Here is a 23,532-nt window from a genome sequence, read left to right on the forward strand (position 1 = left end):
CCGCGACGGTGGGACAAACATGAGGACAGCACTGCTCACAGGTGCTTCAGGTGGCATCGGGCGGGCCGTTGCCCGTGCCCTTGCCGGAATGGGCTACGGGCTCACCATCACCGCGCGCAGGGACGCCGCCCTTGCCTCCCTCGCCGACGAGCTGCGCGCCGAAGGTGCCACGTCGGTGGTGCGCGTCCCGGCCGATCTGGCAGACCGGGACGCTCTTGCGGACATTGTGGCCCGGCACCGCAACGCATTCGGGTCGATGAACGCGTTGATCCTCAACGCGGGCGTCGGTACCGCGGGCAGCATCGCCGACGCCGACCTGCGGCGCATCGACAAGACACTCCAGGTGAACTTCACCGCGGCCACAGCGCTGCTCCAGCACGCGCTGCCCATGCTTCGCCTGGCTGCCAGCGCCGACCCAGCTCGCGGAGCGAAGATCATCGGGGTGGCCTCGGTCGCCGGGGTATACGCCGAGCCCGGTCTCGGCGTCTACGGCGCGTCCAAAGCCGCACTGCTGTCGCTGCTGGAGACCCTGAACGCTGAGGAGTCGGCCAACGGCGTGACGGCGACAGCGCTTGCACCGGCGTACGTGGACACGGACATGGCCGCGTGGGTCGCCGACCGGGTGCCGGTCGCATCGATGATCCCGTTGGAGGACGTCGTCGGGCTGGTGTGCGCCCTGTTGAACCTGTCGTCGAACACGACGGTGGCCCGCATCGTGCTCGCGCGTTCAGGAACCTCCGGCTACCACGCCTGAGTCCGACAGGCTCGACGAAGGGATCCAATGAGCACCGCCACGCAATCCTCCACGGCAGGCCCCGACGCCGGGCCGGACGTCTCGATCCTGGCCGGACGAACACACGAGTTCGTCCGGCAGAAGGTCATCCCGATCGAGGACCGGTTCGACGGTGACGTCACCATGGCCGGCGGCGACGACCTGCGCCGGCACCTGCAGGCGCAGGCACATGAGCACGGCCTGCTGGCGCCGCAGGCGCCGGTCGAGTACGGAGGTCTCAACCTGTCGATGGTCGAGCGGGCGCGGGTCCTCGAGGCTGCCGGCTACTCGTTGTTCGGCGCGATGGCGATCAATGCGGCCGCACCCGACGAGGGCAACATGCACCTGCTCGCGCACGTCGCCACCGCGCAGCAGCGGGCGGAGTACCTCGCGCCGCTCGTGCGGGGCGAGGTGCGGTCGGCGTTCGCGATGACCGAGCCGGCACCGGGTGCCGGCTCGGACCCGGCCGCGCTCGCCACGACGGCGACGAAGGCTCCCGGCGGCTGGCGGATCGACGGCCGGAAGGCGTTCATCACCGGCGCCGACGGCGCCGGGTTCTTCATCATCATGGCGCGCACGCGGGGACAGGCCGGTGACCGCGGCGGCGCAACGATGTTCCTCGCCCCGGCCGGGATGCCGGGCCTGCAGGTGGGCCGGCACATCCCGACCATGGACCGTTCGATGGTCGGCGGGCACTGCGAGGTGTCGTTCGACAGGCTGCTGGTCCCCGATGCCGCGGTGCTCGGCGAGGTTGACGAAGGGTTCCGTCATGCTCAGGTGCGTCTGGGGCCGGCCCGCATGACCCACGTGATGCGCTGGCTCGGTGCTGCCGTCCGCGCCCACGAGACGGCCGTGGAGTACGCTGCCGCACGCAGGGGCTTCGGCAGCCCGCTTGCCGAGCTCGGTCTGGCGCAGCAGTTGATCGCCGACAACGAGATCGATCTGGCCGCCACCCGCGCCCTCCTGGACGTCGCCTGCGCCGCCCTGGACGCCGGTTCGGCGGCATCGCAGGAGACGTCGATCGCCAAGACCTTCGCCGGTGAGGCGATCGGGCGTGTCGTGGACCGCGCCGTGCAGCTCTGCGGAGGGCTGGGGGTGTCCGCTGACCTGCCCGTCGCGCGAATCGCGCGGGAGGTCCGCCCGTTCCGCGTCTACGACGGCCCGTCGGAGGTGCACCGGTACGCCATCGCCAGGCGTGCGGTCAAGGCCGCCCGACGGAGGGCATCGTCGTGAGCGGGCCGCCCGGCCTCGACGTGTTCGCGCTGCATCGCTGCCTGATCACCGAAGGGGTCGGTCCGGCCGGACCGCTGCAGGCTGAACTGATCGCGGGTGGCCCTCGGCACGCGATGGCCGTCCGTCGGGATCGCTCGCCCGGGGGAACCACGCCTCCGCAGGCGGGGAGGCGCGGCGGGCCGCCGCGAGGTCCAACCCTGCCTGCCAGGTCGCGCCGGCACCGATCATCCGCCGGTACTTCATGATCTCCGTCTGGCCGTTCACCGTCAGTGCCCCCACGAGGCGTTCGCGCTCGCGGTAGAGCACGATCCATCGGCCGCCGGTCATCGGGTCGCCGTCGACGAGCCGGACCTCCTCGGCGTCGGCAGAGCCGGCGAACTGGATGCGGCTGTCGTACCAGTCGGACCAGAAGTAGGGCACGGTCGCATACGCGGTCGCCCGATCCGGCGCGATCGCGTTGCGGGCCGCCGCGGCGCCCTGCTCCGCCGCGCTCGTCCAGTGCTCGATGCGCTGGCTGCGACCGAAGACCGGGTTCATCCAACGTGCTACGTCGCCGGCGGCGTATATCCCGGGTACGGACGAGGCGAGCGTCTCGTCGCAGACGACGCCGTTGCCGAGCTCGATACCGGAGCCGTCGAGCCAGCCCGTCGCCGGCTCGGCGCCGATGCCCACGACGACGAGGTCCGCGACCAGCACGGTGCCGTCGTCGAGGACGACCCGTTCGACATGATCCGAGCCCTCGACGGCGCGCACACCCGCCCCACACAGCAGTTGCGTCCCGTTGCGCTCGTGCAGCGTCGCCAGCGCGGTGCCGGCGAGGCCACCGACGGCCCGCGCGAGCGGTGTGGGCAGTGCTTCGACGACGGTGACGGGCAGGCCGCGCCGTCGCGCCGCCGATGCGACCTCCGAGCCGATGAAGCCGGCGCCGACGACGACGGTACGGGCGCCGGCGTCAAGCGCGCGGCGGACGGCACGGGCGTCGTCGAGCGTCCGGATGCCGTGGACACCGGCGAGCGCCTCGGTTCCGGGCAGCATCCTGGCCCGCGCGCCGGTGGCGACGACGAGCGCGTCGTAGCCGATCTCGCCGGTCGACGTCTGGATCGCCTGCGCGGTGACGTCGATCCCGGTGGCGGGCTCGCCGAGCACGAGCCCGACGTCGAGTTCGGAGGTGAAGCTGTCCGGTGCCCGTAGCCAGGGCACCTCCGGTGGGTACGGCCGCTGCGCCGTGTCGAGGAAGGCCTTCGACAACGGCGGGCGGTCGTACGGGGCGTGGGTCTCTGCTCCGACGAGGGTGACGGTCCCGGTGAATCCTGCCCGGCGCGCGGCCTCGACGGCTCGCAGCCCGGCCAGCGATGCACCGACGACGACGAGGTGTTCGACAGGGTTCACGGCTCACGGTTCCAGGCGCAGCGCCATTGTCGGGCAACCGGCAACGGCCTCCTCGACCGCCGCGCGGTCCTCCTCGGCGACGTCCTGGCGCAGCAGGACGACCTCGCCTCCAGCACCCACCTCGAACCGATCGGGCAGGAGCGACTCGCAGATGCCGAGTCCAGTGCACTTGGCGAAGTCGGCGACGACCTTCATCGGGCTACCCTTCCGGCAGGTGGCTGCCTGTTGACGCTCGTTGGTCCGAGCGCTGACCGCGCGGCTCCGGGCGCTGTCGTCGCCGGGAGGCCGCCCGCTCCGTCAAGCGGAGACCGGGCGCGAACGCCACAGCCCGTTGGTCATGATCAAGGGCGCGCCATTTGCCTACCGGGCCTCTGCGGGTCAGCGAGACGCACGATATCGAGTGAACGTTCACTAGGCAACGCCCCCGCTGTGATCGGGGCGTCCCGCTCGGTCCCCTCCGGCCCGTCGTGGCTCGTCATGTCTGCGGCTCGATTGCGGATGCGGAGTCTCTGCTGCTCGACTCTGCCTTGCCTAGTGACTATTCACTAGGTTACCGTCGCCTGGACGGCCTACCCCGCGACAGCAGAGGAGCCCGCTGTGCCCAGCTCACCTTCCGCGGTGCCGCCGCCCGCGACGGAGGCGCTCATCTTCGACGCCATCCGGACCCCTCGCGGGCGGGGGCGTAGTGCCGGATCCCTGCACGGCGTCAAGCCGGTCTCGCTCGTGGTCGGTCTCATCAACGAGCTGCGGTCGCGCCATCCGGGGCTGGATCCCGCGCTGATCGACGACGTCGTCCTGGGCATCGTCACCCCGGTCGGCGACCAGGGCTCCGTGCTCCCGCGGACCGCCGTGCTGGCTGCCGGGCTTCCCGACACCATCGGCGGTCTGCAGCTCAACCGCTTCTGCGGATCTGGCCTCGAGGCCGTGAACGTGTCCGCGCAGAAGGTGCGGTCGGGATGGGACCGGCTGGTCATCGCCGGCGGGGTCGAGTCGATGTCGCGGGTACCGCTGGGCAGCGACGGCGGTGCGTGGATGAACGACCCGGAGACCAACGCCGACACCTCGTTCGTGCCGCAGGGCGTGAGCGCGGACCTCATCGCCACCGTCGAGGGCTTCGACCGCGAGACCGTGGACCGCTACGCCGTGCGGTCGCAGCAGCGAGCGGCGGTCGCATGGTCGGGTGGGTACTTCCAGAAGTCCATCGTGGCTGTCCGGGACCGCAACGGCGTCATCGTGCTTGACCACGACGAGCACATGCGTCCGGAGTCGACGGTAGCGTCGCTGGGCCGGCTGACGCCGTCGTTCGCCGCGATGGGAGCGCTGGGCGGCTTCGACGCGGTAGCCCTGCAGCGGTACCACTGGATCGAGCGCATCGACCATGTGCACCACGCCGGCAACTCCTCGGGCATCGTCGACGGCGCCGCGCTCGTGCTCATCGGCAGTGAACAGGTCGGCCGGGACCTGGGGCTGACGCCGCGCGGCAGGGTCGTCGCCACCGCAACCTCGGGTGCCGATCCGACGATCATGCTCACCGGCCCGACACCGGCCACCCGCAAGCTGCTCGGCCGCACCGGGCTCACGGTCGACGACATCGACCTGTTCGAGATCAACGAGGCCTTCGCCGCCGTACCCCTCAAGTACGCGAAAGATCTCGGTATCCCCGAAGAGAAGATCAACGTCAACGGTGGCGCGATCGCGATGGGGCACCCCCTGGGCGCCACCGGATCGATGCTCATCGGCATCGCGCTCGACGAGTTGGAACGCCGGGATGCGCGGCGCGCCGTCGTGACGCTGTGCATCGGCGCCGGGATGGGCGTCGCGACGCTCATCGAGCGCGCCTGACCGCATGAACACTGGAGCCCAGGAGCCCGCCATGACCCAGGATGCGCCCGCCGACACCCCACACCCCATGTTCGGCTGGGACGTCGACGCCGACGGAGTGGTCACCGTGACGATGGACGACCCCGACCAGCCGGTCAACATGCTCAACGACCGGTTCCGCCGTGAGTTCGCTGCCGTGGTGGAGCACCTGCACGCCAAGAAGGACCAGATCAGCGGCGTCGTCATCACCTCGGCCAAGACGACCTTCTCCGCCGGCGGTGACCTCGAGCACCTCCTTCGGGCCACGCCGGCGGACGCACCGCAGATGACCGACCTGATTCGCGGTTTCCACCGCGCTGCCCGGCGGCTGGAGACGCTGGGGCGACCGGTCGTCGCCGCGGTCAACGGCACCGCGCTCGGCGGCGGCCTCGAGTTGGCGCTCGCGTGCACCCGCCGCATCGGCCTCGACACACCCACGCTGCGCGTCGGTCTGCCCGAGGTGACCTTCGGCCTGTTGCCCGGCGGTGGCGGGGTGACGAGGACCGTACGCCTCCTCGGCCTGGACCGGGCGCTGCACGAGGTCCTGCTCACAGGACGGGCGGTCCGGGCCGCCGCGGCGCTGGAGCTGGGCCTGCTCGACGAACTCGTCACCGACCCGGCGCAGCTGCTGCCGGCCGCCCGCCGCTGGATCGCGGAACACCCGGACGCCGTCCAACCGTGGGACACCGCGGGGTACACCATCCCGGGTGGGACCCCGGCCGACCGCCGTGTGGCCGCCGACCTGCCCGCACTGCCCGCGACGCTGCGCCGCCAGGCACGCGGCCCGCTGCTGCCCGCCGTGCGCAACCTCGTCGCCGCCGCGGTCGAGGGTGCCCAGGTCGACATCGACACCGCGCTGCTGATCGAGGCGCGGTACTGCGTCGAGCTGATCTGCGGTCAGATCTCGACCAACCTGATCCGGTCGCGCTTCTTCGACCTGCAGGCGATCGAGCGGGGTGCCGGCCGCCCGGACGGCTATCCGACCCACAGGGCGACGAAGGTGGCCGTGCTGGGTGCCGGGATGATGGGCGCCGGCATCGCCTACGTGTGCGCCCAAGCCGGTATGGAGGTCGTACTCAAGGACGTCACGCTGGAGGCGGCCGAACGGGGCAAGGCGTACAGCGAACGACTGTTCGACCGTGCCGTCGGCGCGGGACGCAGCACCGCCCGGCAGCGGGACACGGTTCTGGCGCGAATCCTGCCCACGGTCTCGGCAGCCGACACGCAGGGCGCCGACCTCCTGATCGAGGCGGTGTTCGAGGACCCTGACCTCAAGCAACGGGTGATCGGCGAGGTCCTGCCGTACCTGGCGCCCGGCGCCGTGGTCGCCTCGAACACCTCCACCCTGCCCATCACCGCGCTGGCCGAGGGCATTCCGGCTCCCGGGGACTTCATCGGCACCCACTTCTTCTCACCGGTGGACCAGATGCCGCTGCTGGAGATCGTCGTCGGCGCGAAGACCAGCGACGCGACACTCGCCCGGACGATCGACATCGCCCGGCAGATCCGCAAGACTCCGATCGTCGTCAACGACAGCCGCGGATTCTTCACCAGCCGGGTCATCTCGCAGTTCCTCGACGAGGCGGTCGCGATGGTGGCGGAGGGCATCCCGGCCGCCACCATCGAACAGGCCGCCACCCAGGCGGGCTATCCCATCGGTGCGCTCGCGCTGATCGACCAGATCTCCCTGACCCTCAACCGGCGGATCCGGCAGGAGACGGTGGCCGCCGCCCGTGCGGCCGGGCTGGAACTGTCCGTGCACCCGGCGGCGGCGGTCGTCGACAGGATGATCGACGAGTTCGGCCGCGCCGGCCGCGCGGCCGGTGCCGGTTTCTACGACTACGTCGACGGACGCCGGGCGGGGCTGTGGCCCGGCCTGGCCACCAGCTTCGGTCCGCAGAAACTGGGTAATCCGCTGTTCGAGCTGCAGGAGCGGATGCTCTTCGCCGAGGCGATCGACGCCGTGCGGTGTCTCGACGAGGGGGTGCTGCGGTCGGTCGCCGACGGTAACGTCGGTTCGCTGCTGGGCATCGGGTTCCCTGCCTGGACCGGTGGGGTGCTGCAGTACGTCAACCAGTACGAGGGCGGGCCCGGCGGCTTCGTCGCCCGCGGCCGCGAGCTTGCCGGGCGTTACGGCGAGCGCTTCGCGCCGCCTGCGTCGCTGGTCGAACTCGCCGCCGGCGGAGGTGAGCTCCGGTGAAGCTGGCCGAGTACGCGGAGCAGTTCCGGACCGCCGAGCTGCGGCGCACCGACGACGGTGTGCTCACCGTCCGGCTGCACTACCGGGAGGGGCCGCTCACCTGGACCGCGCTGGCCCACCGTGAGTTTCCCCGGCTGCTGGACGCCGTGGGCTCCGACGCGGCCAACCGGGTGGTCGTGCTCACCGGGACGGGCGACGCGTTCATCCGCACCCCGGAGAACTACGGGGCGGTGTACCGCAGCGGCACCGTGCAACCCTCGGACTGGGAGCGGGGCATCGGCGAGGCCACCCGGATGCTGCACGGTCTGGCTGACCTCAGCGTCCCGATCGTCGCCGCGGTCAACGGGCCGGTGACCGGACATTCGGAGCTCGTCCTGCTCTGCGACCTGGTCGTGTGCACCACGGACACATACTTCGAGGACAGGGCACACCTCGCCGGCGGGCTGGTCCCCGGCGACGGCATGCAGGTGCTCTGGCCGATGGTGCTCGGGCCGGTCCGGGCCCGACACTTCCTCCTGGCGGGCCAGCGGATTCCCGCCGCGGAGGCACTGGCCCTCGGTGTGGTCGGCGAGGTGGTGCCGCGCGAGCGCCTGCTGGACCGGGCCACCGAGCTCGCTCTGGGCCTGGCCGCCGCGGATCCGCTCGTGTTGCGCCACACCCGTCGGCTGCTGTACCGGCCGGTCCGCCGGGCCCTCCACGACGAACTGGTGCCGGGTCTGGGCATCGAGGCCTACGTTGCGCTCTCCCGATCACCGCAATTCGGATCCGACGACCAAACACCCCTGGGACGGACCACACAAGGAGATCAGCATGGACGTTGAGCGAGTTGGAGACCTGACCGCCGCCGCTGCCGACCGGTGGGGCGAACGAACATTCGCCACGCTCGGCGACACGACACTGACGTTCAACGACCTCCGACGGTGGTCGGACGCCGTCGCCGCCGACCTCGTCGCCCACGGCGTCAGCCGAGGCGACCGGGTGATGATGCTCATGGTCAACCGGTTGGAAGTGCTCGCCGTCACCGCAGCCGCGTGGCGTATCGGCGCGATCGCGGTGCCGGTCGTCGCGATCTACCGTACGCACGAACTGCTGGACATCGTCGGCGACTCGAAGCCGGCCGCCGTCGTCACCACCGCCCGCCTCGGTGACCGTCGCCTCGCCGAGGAACTGGATTCCTGCCTCAAGTCGGTCGGGGTCGAGCCGGTCGTGCGCTACCTTGCCGACCCGGACGAGCCGGTGCCCGGCTGGATGGTCCTGCCCGCAGCCAGTACGACGGCGGACCCCGCCGCCATGCCCGAGCCGTCGCCCGCCGAGGACGAGTGCCTGCGGCTGTACACGTCAGGCTCGACGTCGGCGCCGAAGGGTGTCCGGCTCAACTCGCCCGCGGTCATCTTCGGCGGCCGCCAGTTCCACGACCGGCTGGGCGTCGACGAGTCGCACGTGGGCCTCGCGCTCGCGCCGGTCGCCCACATCGCCGGCATGCTGGCCGCCGGGCTGGTGCCGCTCACGTGCGGCGCGAGCGCGGTGATCATGCCCCGCTGGGACGTGACGGCGGCGGTCGCGCTCATCGACGAGCACCGAGTCACCTGGTCCCTCGGCGCCGCGGTGTTCCTCAAGGACCTGGTCGAGGAGTACGAGCGCCGCCGTACCGAGGGCCTGCACGTGCTGCGGTATTACGTCAGCGGCGGGGCGAACACCGCGCCGGAGCTCATCCGGCGGGCCGACGCCCTGGGCATGTGGGCGGCCCGGACCTACGGGATGACCGAGGCGGCCGGCGTGGTGACGCTCGCCCCCCGTGACGCACCGCTGGACCGCCTGGCGGAGTGGGACGGCAAGCTGGCCGACAACACCGACGTGCGTATCCTCGACGAGCTGCGACAGCCGGTGCCGCCCGGCACCGAGGGCAACATCTGGTTCCGCAGCCCCCAGCTATTACTCGGCTACACCGATCCCGAGCTCAACCAAGCCCAGTTCGACGGCGGCTGGTTCGATCCCGGCGACCGCGGCCTTGTGTCGGAGGACCGGTGGATGCGCATCACGGGGCGTACCAAGGACATCATCAACCGCGGCGGCGAGAAGTTCTCCACCGCGGACATCGAGCACGTCCTCGATCGCCATCCCGACATCGCAGAGGTGGCCGTGATGGGCGTCCCCGACGAGCGGCTGGGTGAGAAGGTCTGCGCCTTCGTCGTCGCCCGGCCCGACAGCGAGCCACCGACGCCGCAGGCCCTCGCCGCGTTCATGGCCGAGCAGGACGTCGCCCGGGCGAAGGTGCCGGCGGAATGGCACGTCGTCGACCGCCTCCCGCGGACGGCCAGCGGAAAGATCCAGAAGCACCTGTTACGGGCAGCCCGTGACGGTGCCGAGTCGACGGCGTGAGGAGTACCGCGATCATGGCCGATGCCTTCTACGACGACGCCACCGTCCAGTGTCCGTACCCGCACTACGCCGCGCTGCGCGCGAACGATCCCGCACATCGGCTCGCGGGCGAGGACGTCTATCTGGTCACCCGGCACGCCGACTGCGAGGCCGTCCTCGCCCAGCCGGAGGTGTTCTCCTCCAAGGCCGGTCCGGGCCTGCGTCAGCGCGAGCTGATGAGCACCGCCAAGGCACCGCTGGATGCCGGCTACCGTGTCGTGCGCACCTTGCTCACCAACGATCCGCCATCGCACACCCGCTACCGCAAACTGGTCGCCAAGGCCTTCACCGCCCGCCGCATCGCCGGGCTCGAGCCGAAGATCCGGACGGTCGTCGACGACCTCGTCGACGCCCTGCCGGCCGAGGGCCGAGTTGACCTCGTCCGCGACCTCGCCCAGCCGTTGCCCCTCATCGTCATCGCCGACTTCCTCGGTGTTCCGCGCAGCGATCTCGACGTCTTCCAGAAATGGTCCGACGACGCGGCGGAGGTCCTCGGCGGCACCCTCACCGAGCAACGGTCGCGTGAATGCCACCAGTCACTGCAGGAACTACTCGGATACTTCGACGAACGCATCGCCGAGCGGCGGCTGCAGCCCTCCGACGATTTCCTCGGCCTCCTGCTCGAGGCCCGGGCCGCCGACGAGCGCCCCCTGCAGACGGAAGAGATGCTGGCCATCTCCTACGTCACGCTGGTCGCCGGCAACGAGACCACCGTCAACCTGCTCTCCAGCCTGCTGCTGCTGTTGCTGCGCCACCCCGACCAGCTGGCGCGCATCCGCACCGACCGGTCGCTGATCCCGGCTGCGGTGGAGGAGGCGCTGCGGCTCGAAGCGCCCGTGCAGGGCAGCGTGCGGCTGGCCACCCGGGACACCGAGGTGGCCGGCACGCCGGTCCCCAAGGGCAGCCGGCTTCTGGTCGTCGCCGGCGCAGCAAACCGGGACCCGGCGGTGTTCACCGAACCCGACCGGTTCGACCTGGACCGCGGCAACTCGCGCTCGCACCTGTCTTTCGGCAAGGGCATCCACTTCTGCCTCGGCGCTGCGCTGTCCCGGCTCGAGGCCACCGTCGCGCTGGAGCACCTGCTTGACCGGGTGGAACGCATCGAGCTGGACCCGGCGTTCCAGCCGCGCTACGCGGACAACGCGGTGCTGCGTTCGCTGCTCTCCCTGCCGGTCGATGTCACCAAGGCCCGGGCGTGAGCGACGTAGCGCCGGGCGGCGTGCGCTACACCCGCGACGGGCACGTCGCCACCCTCACCATCGACCGGCCCGAACGGCGCAACGCCATGACCTTCGAGACCCTCGCCGAGCTCCGCGACGGCGTCCTGCGGGCCCGTGCGGACGGTGATGTCCGGGTGCTGGTGCTCACCGGCGCGGGGGAGCAGGCGTTCTGCGCCGGTGCAGACCTCGGCGGCCTGCGTGGCGAGGACCTGGATGCCGAGCAGGCGCACGCCGGCCGGGGACACCTCGCCGAGCTGTTCCGGGCGCTGTGGTCCTCGGGCATCCCGACGATCGCGCGGGTGCGCGGTTTCGCGCTGGCCGGCGGCTTCGGGCTGGCGATGGCCTGCGACATCGTGATCGCATCCGACGACGCCGTCTTCGGGACGCCCGAGGTCGCGGTCGGGCTGTGGCCGTACATGATCACCGTCCCGCTCGTTCGGTCGATGCCGCCCAAGGTGGCGCTCGAACTGATGATGACCGCCCGAAGGGTCGGCGCGGCGGAGGGACAGCGCCTCGGTTTCGTCAACGAGGTCGTCCCCGCCGACGAACTGGACGACGCGGTCACCCGGGTCGCCGAACGCATCGCCGCCCAGTCGCCGGCGGCCATCCGGCTGGGCCGTACGAGCTTCTACCAGTCGCTCGGCGCCGGCACCGAGCAGGCGCTGGCCCTGCTCCAGGCGACGCTCAGCGTCGCCACCGCCACCGGAGACGCCCAGGAGGGCGTGGCCGCCTTCGCCGAGAGGCGGCGGCCCGTCTGGGGCGGAGGTGCCCGGTGATCCCGCCTGCCCCGGTCCTCGTCTGCGAGTGCTGGGCCCGTGACGGACTGCAGTCCTGGCCGCGCGTCATCGCCGTCGAGGACAAGATCACCCTGCTGCGCCAGGTCGCCGCCGCCGGAATTCGCGAGATCGATGCGACGTCCCTGGTCCCGCCGAAGTACGCGCCGCAGTTCGCCGACGCCGAGGACGTCCTCGCCGCGGTCGCGGACACAGGCGTACGGACCCGGGTGCTGACGCCGAACCTCCGAGGTGTCGAACGGGCCCTCGACATCAGGCGCCAGCTGGGCGGCGGCGTGGACACCATCGGCTTTCCCATCTCGGCATCTGAGGTGCACAACCTCGCCAACGTCCGGCGGACCCACGACGAGCACCTTCGCGAGATCGAACGGATGGTCGGCGTGGCCCGCGACGGCGGGCTGTCGGTGCTCGCCGCGGTGGCGACCGCGTTCGGCTGCCCCATTACGGGGCCGGTCGCGGAGGACACCGTCTTCGCCATCGCCGACCGGCTCGTGGAGCTCGGGGTGGGCCGCATCATGCTCAGCGACACCACCGGGCTGGCCGATCCGGTCCGGGTGGCCGCCTACACCGCCCGCGCACTGCGCGACTACCCGGATGTGGAGCTCGTCGCACACTTCCACGACACGCGGGGCACGGGGATCGCCAATACCTACGCGGCGGTCACCTCGGGTGCGCGTTGCGTGGACGCGTGTCTGGGCGGCATCGGCGGGGAGCCGGCATCGGTGGAGCAGCATCACGCGGGCGAGACCGGCAACGTCAGCACCGAGGACATCGTCGTCCTGCTGGAGCGGGCCGGGTTCGACACAGGGATCGACGTCGCCGCCCTCGTCGCGGCCGGCCGGCGCGCCGAGCAGCTGCTGGGGGCCGCGGGCCGCAGCCAGGTGCAGCGCACCGGCGCCGGGCTCGAAGCCCGCGCGCCCCGCCCGTGGGCAACGACGGTGCCGGGCTGACCGCCGGGCTGCGCTCGCGCAGGCAGACCTCAACGAAGGCAAGGAGACGACCATGACCGCGCCCGCGCGACCCACCGGGGCCTGGGACCTGTCCGAGGACCAGCTCGCCATCCGCAACGCCGTCGACGCCGGGATGAAGAAGTTCCCGCTCGAGTACTGGCGGGAGGCCGACCGTACGGCGACGTTCCCGCACGAGTTCTTCGCGTTCGCTGCCGCCCAGGGCTGGCTGGGGCTGGCCATGCCGACCGAGTTTGGCGGCTCGGGGCTCGGCATCTCCGAGGCCGTGATGATGATGGAGGCGATCGCCCGGGGCGGTGGACTGAGCGCCGCCAGCGCCGTCCACATGAACGTCTTCGGCACGAACGTCGTGGTGAAGCACGGTTCGCCGCAGATGCGGCAGGAGAACCTGCCCGACATCGTCGCCGGCCGGATGCGGGTCGCCTTCGGCGTCAGCGAGCCGGACTCCGGGCTGGACACCACCAGCCTGCGCACCCGTGCGGTCCGCCGCGGCAGCGACTGGCTGGTCAGCGGCCGCAAGGTCTGGATCAGTACCGCGCAGGTCGCCGACAAGATCCTCCTGCTGACCCGGACCCGGGACCCCGAGCCGGGGGAGCCGAAGGACGCCGGGCTGACCCTCTTCTTCACCGACCTCGACCGCAGGCACATCACCGTCAAGGAGATCGAGAAGCTCGGGCGGGCGGCGGTCGACTCCAACGAGCTCTTCATCGACGACCTGCTCGTGCCGGACCGGGACATGGTCGGCGCGGAGGGCCGCGGCTTCCGGATGCTGCTCGACGGCCTCAACCCGGAGCGGCTCCTCGTCGCCTCCGAGGCGGTGGGCATCGGGCGGGCCGCGCTCGGCCTTGCCGTGGACTACGCGAAGGAACGGCACGTCTTCGGCCGGGCCATCGGCCAGAACCAGGGGGTGCAGTTCCCACTGGCCGACAGCTACGCGCGCCTGGAGTCTGCCTGGCTGATGATCCTGCGCGGCGCGGCGCTCTACGACCAGGGGCGCGACTGCGGAGCGGAGGCCAACATCGCCAAGCTCCTCGGCGGCGAGTACGGCTTCGAGGCCGCCGACCGGGCCATGCAGGTGCTCGGCGGCTACAGCTACGCCAAGGAGTACCACGTCGAACGGCTCTGGCGTGAGGTCAAGCTCTGCCGGCTGGCCCCGGTCAGCCCCGAGCTCATCCTCTGCTACCTCGCCGAGCGCAAGCTCGGCCTGCCGAAGTCCTACTGAGAGACACGGACACACATCATGGATTTCGATCTCAGCGATACCGACCTCGCCTGGCGCGACACCGCCCGCGAGTGGGTGGAGCAGCGCTGGCCCAAGAGCAGAGCCCGCGAGCTCGAGGCCAGCGGGCAGACCTTCCCGCAGGAGCTGTGGGACGACCTTTCCGAGGCCGGCTTCCACGGCATCGGGATCCCGGAGGAGTACGGCGGGCAGGGCGGCACGGTCTTCACCCAGGCCATCGGCGCCCGGGAACTGTCGCGGAACCTGGCCGGGCTGGTGGCGACCTGGCTGGCCCCGGCCGTCGGTGGCACGCTGACGCTGCTGGCCGCGGGCTCGGAGACGCAGAAGCGGACCCTGCTGCCCCTGATGGCGCGCGGTGAGGTGAACTTCGCGATCGGGGTCACCGAGCCCGGCGGCGGCACTGACATACTCGGCGCCCTGCGGACCACGTCCCGCCTCGACGGTGACCAGTGGGTGATCAACGGTCAGAAGACCTGGTCCACCGGGGCCGGCAACGCCGACTACCTCGTCGTGCTGGCCGTGAACATCAGTGACGAGGGCAGGGCGGCGGGCAACAACCTGATTCTCGTACCCCGTTCGACCCGGGGTCTGGACATGCGGCACATCCCCAAGCTCGGCGTCCGTGCGCTGGCCTCCTACGAGGTCTTCCTCGACGACGTCCGGGTGCCTGTGGACAACATCGTCGGACCCCGCGGGCAGGGGTGGAAGGGCATCGTGCAGGGCCTCAACGCCGACAAGGTGCTCCTGTCGGCCTGCTGTACCGGCATCCTCGACGGCATCCTCGAGGACGCCCTGCGCTACCTGCACGAACGGGAGGCGTTCGGCCGGACGATCGAGCATTTCCAGGCCCTGCAGCACAAGGTCGTGGACATCGCGGCCTGGCGGCACACCTCCGAACTGGTCGCCTACCACGCCGCCTGGCTGATGACCCAGGGTCGGCCGTCGGCGAGCGCGGCCACGATGGCCAAGATGATCACGTCGGAGTACGCCGTCGAGGCCGCCGATGTCGGGTTGCAGCTGCTCGGCGGCATGGGGTACTCGGCCGAGACGGACATGCAGCGGTACTGGCGTGACGCGAGACTGTTTCGGATAGCCCCCATCACGGGGGAGATGTCGCGGAACTTCATCGCCGAGCGGCTCGGCATGCCGAGGTCGTTCTGATGCGCACCGAAGCCGCCATCCTGTGGGGCCGCGGCGAGGACTGGAGCGTCGAGCCGATCGAGCTCGCCGCCCCACGCCACGGCGAGGTACGGGTGCGGATCGAGGCCACGGGTCTGTGCCACTCCGACGCCTTCCTCAGCACCGGGACCCTGCCGTCGGCGCTGCCGATCATCGGGGGCCACGAGGGAGCCGGTGTCGTTGAGGAGATCGGACCCGGGGTCAGCCGCGTCAAGCCGGGCGACCACGTCGTCTTCTCCTCGGTCCCGTCCTGCGGCATCTGCCCGTCGTGCGCGTCCGGCCATCAGAACCAGTGCGACCGCCTGGGGATCATGGGGTCGGGCCGGCAGTTGCTCGACCAGACCGCGCGGCACACCGCACGTGGCCGCGACCTGGCACTCATGTGCCTGCTCGGCACCTTCAGCCGGCACTCCGTCATCTCCGAGGCACAGTGCATCCCGGTGGACCCGGCGGTCCCGTTGGACCGGGCATGCCTGGTCAGCTGCGCGGTGATCACTGGTTGGGGCGCGGTCGTCCACGCCTCGGGGATCCGGCCCGGCGACGATGTCACCATCGTGGGCACCGGTGGGGTGGGGGTGAACGCCGTGCAGGCCGCAAGGTTCGCCGGCGCTCGGCGGATCTTCGCGGTCGACCCGGTGCCGGCCAAGCGGGAGCTGGCCCTGCAGTTCGGCGCCACCCATGTGGCTGACGGGCTGGAGAGCGCCTACGACCTGATCAAGGCGGAGACCAAGGGCCGGATGTCGAGCCGGGTCGTCGTGACCATGGACGTCGCGCGGGGCGACGTGCTGCAGCCGATCCTGCGTATGACCGCCAAGCTCGGCTGCATCGTGTTGTGCAGCCTGGCCGCCGCCGGGCCGCAGCCACTGACGCTGAACCTCTTCGACGTCACCATGCGGGAGAAGCAGATCGTCGGATCCCTGTCGGGCTCGGCCAACCCGAACGTGGAGATCCCCCGCCTGCTCGGGCTCTACCAGGACGGGCTGCTGGACCTCGACACCCAGGTCAGCCAGCGGTACCGGCTCGAGGACGTCAACACCGGATTCCGTGACCTGAAGGACGGGCACAACCTGCGCGGCGTCGTCCTGTGCCAGTCCTGACCAAGACACTGCAACCGAAGGAACGAACCATGGCGATGTCCGAACCCGACGTGATCATCGTGGGCGCCGGCTTGGGCGGCCTCATCTGCGGCGCCTTGCTGGCCAAGCTTGAGGGCCGCCGGGTCGTCGTGCTCGAGCGCAACCCCGACATCGGCGGCAAGATCATGTCGTACGGGTACGCGCACAACCCGGATCTCACCGAGGAGGAGTACCGCACCAGCCTCGCCGCCTGCGGACACTCGAAGATCGTGTACTCCGATCCGGACTTCTCCAGCATTGTCGAGAAGCACGGGCTCTTCAAGAACTGGATCATCGACACCGGCTGGCACCAGATGTCGGTGGGACCCCGCAACCGATTCGCGCAGCTCGCCACCGCGCTCGGCAAGAAGATCAACATATCGCCGACAGTCGGCTTCCTCTACTTCGAGGACGGCCGGTTCAGACAACTCAGCGAGATCGCCGCAGGCTGGCCGAGGGACTCACAGGAGGAACGGCGCCGGGTCGCCCAGCACACCTCACGGATCTCGGTGGAGCAGTCCCACGAGTACGACCACGTCGACTACCAGTCGTTTCTGGAGTCCGTCACCACGGACCAGCGGGTCATCGACTACTACGGCCTCATGGGCTGCTACTCCGCCGGTCTGAACGACCCCGCCACCGTCTCGGCCGGAGAGATCATCCGGGTCAACAACATGAACAACATGGCGGGGACGCACTTCCAGCGAGGCGGGGGCGGCGGCGTCGTCACCGGCGGGTTCAAGAACGTCGCCACCACCTTCGCCGAGGTGATCCTGGAGAACGGTGGCGAGATCCTGACCGACAGCCCTGTGCGGGAGATCCTGGTCGAGGGCAACACCGCCGTCGGTGTGCGGTTCAAACCGGCGCACGGACCCGAGCAGGAGCTGCGCGCCGCGGTCGTCATCAACAACGTCCCGGCCCGGCACCTGGGCCGCGTGCTTGCGGACAGGTACTGGCCGCTGGACTTCCGGCAGCGGATCAAGACCCAGTTCCCGCTCGCCGGCCTGCTCGGCTTCATCGGCCTCAAGGAGCCGATCGAGACCGGCGACGGGCGCGCCGGGGACTTCAGTATCCGGCGGCTGCCCGGCACCGAGGACCTCGGCGTGATCGGCGGTGCGTCGATCTTCTCGTTCGAGCAGACCAGCGAGGCGGACCCGACCCGCGCCCCGGCGGGCAAGTGCCTGCTCAACACCTGGATCTCGCTGTACCCGGAGAACCCGTTCGGGCCCGCTGAGATCAACAACGATGCGCTCATCGCCGCGCTCGTCGAGCGGATCTACGAGTTCTTCCGGGCCCAGTACCCGCAGTGGGACGACGTGTACGAATGGGGCTACTTCACCCGAGCCAAGGACATGTACGGACTGTCGATCTCGCCCGGCCAGCTCGGCGACCGGCGGCTCCCCGTCAAGCACCCCACCCTGCACAACCTGTTCCACGCCGGCGACACGACCGCCCAGTGGGGCATCGCCACCGACGGTGTCGGACACGGCGCCACCCTCACGGTCAGCGCGGTGACGGGCAAGGACTACACCCAGCTGCTCGCGCCCTGGGGACGCTGACCGTGCAGGCGTTCGTCGTTCGTGACCACGCGGGCGGGCGTTCGGCGACGTGGGAGGAGGTCGCGGATCCGTCCCCGGCCCCGGGAGGCGTCGTCGTGCAGGTCCGCGCGGCCGCGCTGGCATGGAGCGACGTGCTGCAGATGGAAGGCGGGTACGTCGGCGCGGTACCCGATCCACCCTTCGTCTGCGGTCACGAGTTCGCCGGGGAGGTCGTGGCGGCCGGGGAGCAGGCTCAGCACAGGCCCGGGGACCGGGTGTTCGGCTTCCTGGCCGGCCCGGGGGCATTCGCCGAGTATGTGGCGGCGCCCTCAGGCTTGGTCCGCCGCACTCCGGATGCGTTGTCCGACCTGGACGCGGCAGCGTTCACCACGTCGTTCCTCACCGCGGACGCTGCGCTGGTCGCCGTGGGCGGCCTCACGGCGGGACGCTCGGTGCTGGTGCACGCGGCCGCCGGCGGCGTCGGCCGCAGCGCTGTGCAGCTGGCTCACGTGCTCGACGCCGGCCTGGTCCTGGCCACCGCCGGCAGCCCGGCCCGCCGGGCCGCGGCGGAGGCAGCGGGGGCAACAGCGAGCGCAGGATACGACGACTTCGCAGACCTCGTGCGGGAACGCACCGGCGGCCGGGGAGTGGACGTCGTCCTGGAATCGGTCGGCGGCGACGTGTTCGACCGCAGCGCACGGCTGCTGGCCCCGTTCGGCCGTCTGGTCACCATCGGCGCGTCGTCGGGCACCCCGCCCCAGCGGCTCAAGCTGCCACTGCTGTGGCAACGGTCGATCAGCGTCTGTGGCGTGCACATCGGCCGGCTGCTCGCCGAGCAACCCGAACTCCTGGAACCGTCCTGGAACCGGCTCCTGTGCTTGCTGGCCGCCGGTCGCATCACACCCGGCGTCGGCCTGGTCGTAACGCCAGCCGGCATCCGGCACGGGATCGAGGCGCTGCGCAGCCGGATCGTGGATGGCCGAGTGGTCATCGACTTCACCGTGGGGACCGCATCGTGAGCGACATGCACGACAGACGGCGGGCGGCACGTGAACTCGGCGAGGCGCTTCGGGTGCTCAACAACGCCGCCGCGCTGACCGAGGCGACCGTCGAGGAACTCGATGTCGTCGCGGGCGAGGTCCGTGCGCTCGGCGCTCGGCTTGCCCGCAGGGTGCGCCCGGCGGTGAGCCTGGCCGCGATCGACGATCTGGACCGGGGCATCCGGATGTTCACACCGGTCACCGGCGAGGCGAGCCCGATCGCACCTCCGTTGCGCTACGACCCGGCAGAAGGCGGAACGACGGCGACGGTGGGTCGGGTGACGCTCGGGCCGCTGTACGAGGGGCATGTCGGTGTCGCGCACGGCGGGATCATCGCCCTGCTGCTCGACGAGGTCCTCGGGACGGCGGCCACCCGCCGGGTGTGGCCGAGCGTGACCGGCGGGCTGTCGGTCCGCTACCGAAGGCCGGTCCCGATCGGGGTGCCGCTCGTCGTCACCGCCGCCGTGGTGAACGTCGATGGTCGGCGCATGACCATGCACGGGTCGGTGTGTACCGACGCGGACCCCGATACGGTGCTGGCAGAGGGGGAGGGAGCCTTCATCGAGCTGAGCCGCGAGCAGGCAGTGAGGATGCTCGGCTCGGATCTGCGCCGCCTACATGGGGTCCCTGTGCCGGCCGACGCCGGCGATGCGCGCCGCTGACCGCGCACCCTTCGCCGAGCTCCACGCCCGACTCCAAACCGATCCCGGCTGGCAGGTCCACGACCCCCCGACCGGCCACGACGCAACGCACGAAGCCCTGGAGACCGTCGCCGCGCTGCCGCTCGACAAGCGGCCCGCGGATGTGTCGGCGCACAGACGACAGGCTTCCGGCTAGGCAGCACGAGCGGCCCGCGCCGGCGAACTAACGCTAGTCGCGCCAGTCTGGAGTGCGCTTGTCCAGGAAGGCGGCCATGCCCTCGTGAGCGGCCGGGGTTTGTGAGGCTGCCGCCATCACTTCGAGTGTGATCGTGTACGCGTCCGCCTCGGGACGGTCGAGCTGTGCGTACAGGGTCTGCTTGCCCAGCGCCTTGCTCGCGCGGCTGCCCCGCGTCGCCCGGTCCAGGAGTTCGGCGACGGCGTCGTCGAGATCCTCGTCCGGTACGACCCGGTTGACCAGGCCCCAGTCGAGGGCCGTTGCCGCATCGATCACGTCGCCGGTGAGCGCGAGCTCCATCAGTCGCTTGCGCCCGACCGACCGGGCCACCGGCACCGCTGGGGTATGGCAGAACCAACCGCCTTTGCCGCCGGGCAGCGCGAAACCGGCCGACCGTGCGGCGACGGCAAGGTCGCAGGACGCGACCAACTGACAGCCCGCCGCAGTGGCCAGCCCGTGCACCCGAGCGATCACCACCTGGGGTACAGACTGGATCGTCTGCATCAGGTCGGTGCACAACCGCAACAGGTCGCGGGTTCCAGCGAGGTCCCGGGCGGCAACGTCACCGAAGTCGTGGCCCGAGGAGAACACCGGACCGGCTCCGGCCAGCACGATGCCGGATGCATCGGTTCGCCCGGTTTCGCGGAACGCCGCCAGCAGCTCGGCGAGATGATCCGCCGACAGGGAGTTGCGCCGCGAAGCGCGGTTCATCGTGACGGTGACGGTGTCCTTGTCGCGTTCGAGAAGGATATGTTCGTACTCGCCCATGATTTTGACGCTACGTCGCTCCGGTGCGCGCTGGAAGGCGAATGGCTCGGTTCAGGGGTCCGTGGCGCCCGGTCAGGGCCAGACGATCACCAGTGGGCGTTCGCAGTTCGTCTTCTGTGCGCCCTCACCCTCCGCGTGGCACCAGTCGAGGTCGCTGCCGCCGTCGAGCGTGTCGTAGCCGGACCCGCCCCAGAGTGTGTCCTCGCCGGCGTCGCCGTACAGCGCGTCCTCGTGGCCGCCGCCGTACAGTTCGTCGTCGCCGTACCCGCCGCGGATCACGTCGTGGCCCCAGGAGCCGTAGACGGTGTCGTCACCGCCCCGGCCCCACACGCCGTCGCCACCGCCGTTGGTGAAGATGACGTCGGCGGCGCCGTAACCGATCATGGCGAGCGGGTATGGCGGGGCGTCGCCGTCGATCGCGTTGGCCGCCGAGTTGCCCGAGAGCGTGTCGCCGTACGTACTGCCGGTGAGGTTCTCGACGTCGCCCTCGATGTGGTCGTTCTCGCCCGGCATGCCGTCGTTGGCGGTGTCGTCGAGCGAGGCGGTGACCCCGGCCGGATGCTTCCAGTAGCTCGCGGTGTCCGTGCCGGTACCGCCGCTCATGACGTCGGTGTCCACCCCGCCGACGAGCAGGTCGTTGCCGCCGCCACCGGACAGGGTGTCGTCGCCGGGGCCGCCTTCGAGCGTGTCGTTGCCGGCGCCGCCGGTGAGCGTGTCGTCGTGGTCGCTGCCGACGACGCCCTCGACGTTCTGCAGGGCGTCGTTCTCTCCGGCGCAGCCGCCGGTGCCGGTCCCGAGGTTCACGGTCACCGCGCAGGCGCGGTCGGTGTAGCTGACGGTGTCGGTGTCGGCGCCGCCGTTGATGTTCTCGCCGTACGGGCTGCTGAGGATGCGGTCGTTGCCGTTGCCGCCGTTGACGTTGCTGCCGCCGACGGTGACGCCGAGCAGGTTGACGGTGTCGTTGCCGTCGCCCGGCCCGATCAGCCAGTGCACCGAACCACCGCCGACGATGACCACGGTGTCACCCATGTCGCCGGGCTCGATCGTGACGTCGGGGGAGACCGGCGCCACCGTGCACTGCACGAACGTCAGGTCGCCCGCGTTCGGATGGACGCAGTTGCCGGTGATGTCGATGTCGTGGGTGTCGTCGAGCGTCACCGTCGTGCCGCTCTTCGTCACCGTCAGGGTGTTGACCGTGCCTGGTGCCCCGTCGAAGTCGAGGTTGCCGTCGATGCCGACTTCGACCTCGCCGCCCACCGCCGCATGCGCCGGTGCCGACCACAGGATGACCGTTGCCACGCCCAGCATTGCCGCGGCGCCGAACCGACCGAGTCGCCTCATCCCGCGTTGGTAACACGCCCGGAGATCGTCTCCGGCGATCTGTGCGAGATCCGACTCCGTTCAACTCGTCGCGACTTCGCTCCGGCGTATCTGTTAAGACTCTGTACTATATTGCCGGGTGATCGACGGACGTCGGGGTATCACGGAAGGTTGGTGGCATGGCAGAGCAGATCATTGTCGCCTTCGAGGGCGAGGGTTCCGGCGTCGACGACTTGTCCTGGGGCCAGCTGGACCTGTGGATGGCGATGCGGCGCCAGAACTCCTGGCTGCCCATGGGCGGCGCGACGCCGTTGCCGGCCGGCACCAGCCTCAACGACGTCGTGGAGAGCCTCCGGTACCTGATGAGCCGCTACCAGCCGATGCGGACCCGGCTGCGCTTCGACGCCGACGGCCGACCGTCGCAGGTGGTCTCCAGCTCGGGTGAGACCGCGCTGGACGTTGTCGACGCGGGCGACGACGACCCGGCAGAGGTCGCTGAGGCGATGCGGCAGCGGTACGAGGAGACCGACTACGACTTCGTGACCCAGTGGCCGCTGCGCATGGGCGTGGTGCTCCGGGCGGGGCTGCCGACGCACCTGGTCATCATCATGTGTCACCTGGTCGCCGACGGTTCGGGCGCTGCGCTGATGATCGCCGAGCTCGACGCCCGGGAAGCCGCGCCGGTCAAGGGGATGCAGCCGCTGGAGCAGGCCCGCTGGCAGCGCTCGCCGGCCGGTGTCCGGCAGAACGAGGCGGCGCTGCGCTACTGGGAACGGCTGCTGCGGACCATCCCGGTGCGCCGGTTCGCCGGCTCGGACGACCGGCGGCAGCCACGCCACTGGCGGGGCGAGTTCAGATCGCCGGCGCTGCACCTGGCGACACAGGCGATCGCCGACCGGGCCGGTATGGACGCCACGCCGGTACTGATGGCCGTCTACGGGGTGGCGCTGCACCGGATGACCGGCATCAACCCGGTGGTGTTCCGGCCCACGGTGAACAACCGGTTCCGTGCCGGGCTCGCCGACGTGGTGTGCACTGTTGCCGAAAGCGGTCTGTGCGCGCTGGACGTTGCGGGGGTGCCCTTCGCGGAGGCACTGGCGCGGACCCGGCGGGCGGCGATGACGGCGTACAAGCACGCCTACTTCCATCCGGTACAGCTGGACGACCTGATCGCGAGCGTGGCCCGGGACCGGGGCCCGGACTTCGACCTCGGCTGCTTCTACAACGACCGCCGCATCAACACGCGAGCGGGCTCGAGCGGCCCGGCACCGACGCCGGCACAGATCCGCGAGGCGCTCGCCGGCGGTCGTACCACGTTCCGCTGGACGATCCAGCAGGACGATCCCTTCGAGCGGCTGTTCGTCCACATCGACGACGTACCGGACACCATCCAGATCACCGTGTTCATGGACACCCATTTCGTCTCGCCCGGCGACGCGGAGGCGTTCCTGTACGGGATGGAAGAGATCGCTGTCGAGGCCGCGCTCGATCTGGTACCCCATCCGAGCTGAGACGGTCCCGCACCGCCCGGCCCACGGGCCGCAGACGGGTGATCCGGTCGCGGCCGGGGGCATCCCACACCCGGTGTGGTCCACAGCGCGG

20 protein-coding genes are annotated in these 23,532 nt (G+C 70.7%); 16 read left to right on the forward strand and 4 right to left on the reverse strand.

Going from position 1 to position 23,532, the window contains the following annotated elements; translation table 11 throughout:
• Positions 1 to 19: 19 nt before the first annotated feature.
• Together ABZS66_RS16735 and ABZS66_RS16740 are read left to right on the forward strand one after the other, a co-directional pair.
• Positions 20 to 754 carry an SDR family NAD(P)-dependent oxidoreductase gene (locus ABZS66_RS16735; protein WP_354758398.1) on the forward strand — a complete coding sequence of 245 codons (735 nt, stop codon included), beginning with the start codon at positions 20 to 22 and terminating at the stop codon, positions 752 to 754.
• Positions 755 to 781: 27 nt separating this feature from the next.
• The gene (locus ABZS66_RS16740) at positions 782 to 2,005 is read left to right on the forward strand and encodes an acyl-CoA dehydrogenase family protein (protein ID WP_354758400.1); all 1,224 of its coding nucleotides are present in this window, start codon (positions 782 to 784) and stop codon (positions 2,003 to 2,005) included.
• Positions 2,006 to 2,050: 45 nt separating this feature from the next.
• Here ABZS66_RS16740 and ABZS66_RS16745 read toward each other — a convergent pair whose 3' ends face one another.
• Positions 2,051 to 3,394, reverse strand: coding sequence for an FAD-dependent oxidoreductase (locus ABZS66_RS16745; RefSeq protein WP_354758402.1), 1,344 nt, complete (start codon positions 3,392 to 3,394; stop codon positions 2,051 to 2,053).
• A gap of 3 nt (positions 3,395 to 3,397) precedes the next feature.
• A complete protein-coding gene (locus ABZS66_RS16750) occupies positions 3,398 to 3,589 on the reverse strand; it encodes a ferredoxin (protein WP_354758404.1) in 192 nt (63 codons plus the stop codon).
• 423 nt (positions 3,590 to 4,012) lie between these two features.
• Here ABZS66_RS16750 and ABZS66_RS16755 point away from each other — a divergent pair, with 423 nt between their 5' ends.
• Genes ABZS66_RS16755 through ABZS66_RS16815 form a run of 13 tightly spaced genes read left to right on the forward strand, consistent with a single transcriptional unit; the run spans position 4,013 to position 19,628 of the window.
• Complete coding sequence (locus tag ABZS66_RS16755) at positions 4,013 to 5,236, forward strand: acetyl-CoA C-acetyltransferase (protein ID WP_354758496.1); 1,224 nt, start codon at positions 4,013 to 4,015, stop codon at positions 5,234 to 5,236.
• A gap of 31 nt (positions 5,237 to 5,267) precedes the next feature.
• Positions 5,268 to 7,454 carry a 3-hydroxyacyl-CoA dehydrogenase NAD-binding domain-containing protein gene (locus tag ABZS66_RS16760; protein ID WP_354758406.1) on the forward strand — a complete coding sequence of 729 codons (2,187 nt, stop codon included), beginning with the start codon at positions 5,268 to 5,270 and terminating at the stop codon, positions 7,452 to 7,454.
• Complete coding sequence (locus ABZS66_RS16765; RefSeq protein ID WP_354758408.1) at positions 7,451 to 8,275, forward strand: enoyl-CoA hydratase/isomerase family protein; 825 nt, start codon at positions 7,451 to 7,453, stop codon at positions 8,273 to 8,275. Before ABZS66_RS16760 ends, ABZS66_RS16765 begins: the two co-directional genes overlap by 4 nt.
• On the forward strand, positions 8,265 to 9,833 hold the full coding sequence (locus tag ABZS66_RS16770; protein WP_354758410.1) for an AMP-binding protein: 1,569 nt from the start codon (positions 8,265 to 8,267) through the stop codon (positions 9,831 to 9,833). The genes ABZS66_RS16765 and ABZS66_RS16770 overlap by 11 nt, the downstream gene beginning before the upstream one ends.
• A gap of 14 nt (positions 9,834 to 9,847) precedes the next feature.
• Positions 9,848 to 11,071 carry a cytochrome P450 gene (locus ABZS66_RS16775; RefSeq protein ID WP_354758412.1) on the forward strand — a complete coding sequence of 408 codons (1,224 nt, stop codon included), beginning with the start codon at positions 9,848 to 9,850 and terminating at the stop codon, positions 11,069 to 11,071.
• Entirely contained in the window at positions 11,068 to 11,868 is an 801-nt protein-coding gene (locus tag ABZS66_RS16780; RefSeq protein WP_354758414.1) for an enoyl-CoA hydratase-related protein, read from the forward strand. The genes ABZS66_RS16775 and ABZS66_RS16780 overlap by 4 nt, the downstream gene beginning before the upstream one ends.
• The gene (locus ABZS66_RS16785) at positions 11,865 to 12,836 is read left to right on the forward strand and encodes a hydroxymethylglutaryl-CoA lyase (RefSeq protein WP_354758416.1); all 972 of its coding nucleotides are present in this window, start codon (positions 11,865 to 11,867) and stop codon (positions 12,834 to 12,836) included. The genes ABZS66_RS16780 and ABZS66_RS16785 overlap by 4 nt, the downstream gene beginning before the upstream one ends.
• Positions 12,837 to 12,888: 52 nt before the next feature.
• Positions 12,889 to 14,076, forward strand: coding sequence for an acyl-CoA dehydrogenase family protein (locus tag ABZS66_RS16790; protein ID WP_354758418.1), 1,188 nt, complete (start codon positions 12,889 to 12,891; stop codon positions 14,074 to 14,076).
• A gap of 18 nt (positions 14,077 to 14,094) precedes the next feature.
• Entirely contained in the window at positions 14,095 to 15,255 is a 1,161-nt protein-coding gene (locus ABZS66_RS16795; protein WP_354758420.1) for an acyl-CoA dehydrogenase family protein, read from the forward strand.
• On the forward strand, positions 15,255 to 16,370 hold the full coding sequence (locus tag ABZS66_RS16800) for a Zn-dependent alcohol dehydrogenase (protein ID WP_354758422.1): 1,116 nt from the start codon (positions 15,255 to 15,257) through the stop codon (positions 16,368 to 16,370). Before ABZS66_RS16795 ends, ABZS66_RS16800 begins: the two co-directional genes overlap by 1 nt.
• A gap of 29 nt (positions 16,371 to 16,399) precedes the next feature.
• On the forward strand, positions 16,400 to 17,947 hold the full coding sequence (locus ABZS66_RS16805) for an FAD-dependent oxidoreductase (RefSeq protein WP_354758423.1): 1,548 nt from the start codon (positions 16,400 to 16,402) through the stop codon (positions 17,945 to 17,947).
• A gap of 2 nt (positions 17,948 to 17,949) precedes the next feature.
• Positions 17,950 to 18,945, forward strand: coding sequence for a zinc-binding dehydrogenase (locus ABZS66_RS16810; RefSeq protein ID WP_354758425.1), 996 nt, complete (start codon positions 17,950 to 17,952; stop codon positions 18,943 to 18,945).
• Between the two features lie 5 nt (positions 18,946 to 18,950).
• Positions 18,951 to 19,628, forward strand: coding sequence for a PaaI family thioesterase (locus ABZS66_RS16815; RefSeq protein ID WP_354758498.1), 678 nt, complete (start codon positions 18,951 to 18,953; stop codon positions 19,626 to 19,628).
• Positions 19,629 to 19,836: 208 nt separating this feature from the next.
• Here ABZS66_RS16815 and ABZS66_RS16820 read toward each other — a convergent pair whose 3' ends face one another.
• Together ABZS66_RS16820 and ABZS66_RS16825 are read right to left on the reverse strand one after the other, a co-directional pair.
• The gene (locus ABZS66_RS16820; RefSeq protein WP_354758427.1) at positions 19,837 to 20,610 is read right to left on the reverse strand and encodes an enoyl-CoA hydratase-related protein; all 774 of its coding nucleotides are present in this window, start codon (positions 20,608 to 20,610) and stop codon (positions 19,837 to 19,839) included.
• A 72-nt stretch (positions 20,611 to 20,682) separates the two neighbouring features.
• On the reverse strand, positions 20,683 to 21,951 hold the full coding sequence (locus ABZS66_RS16825; protein WP_354758429.1) for a calcium-binding protein: 1,269 nt from the start codon (positions 21,949 to 21,951) through the stop codon (positions 20,683 to 20,685).
• Between the two features lie 158 nt (positions 21,952 to 22,109).
• Between ABZS66_RS16825 and ABZS66_RS16830 the strand changes: the two genes are divergently transcribed.
• Entirely contained in the window at positions 22,110 to 23,441 is a 1,332-nt protein-coding gene (locus ABZS66_RS16830; RefSeq protein WP_354758431.1) for a condensation domain-containing protein, read from the forward strand.
• The last annotated feature ends 91 nt before the right edge of the window (positions 23,442 to 23,532 follow it).

Origin of the sequence: Dactylosporangium sp. NPDC005572 (genome assembly GCF_040605515.1) — a bacterium.
Taxonomy (GTDB): Bacteria; Actinomycetota; Actinomycetes; order Mycobacteriales; family Micromonosporaceae; genus Dactylosporangium.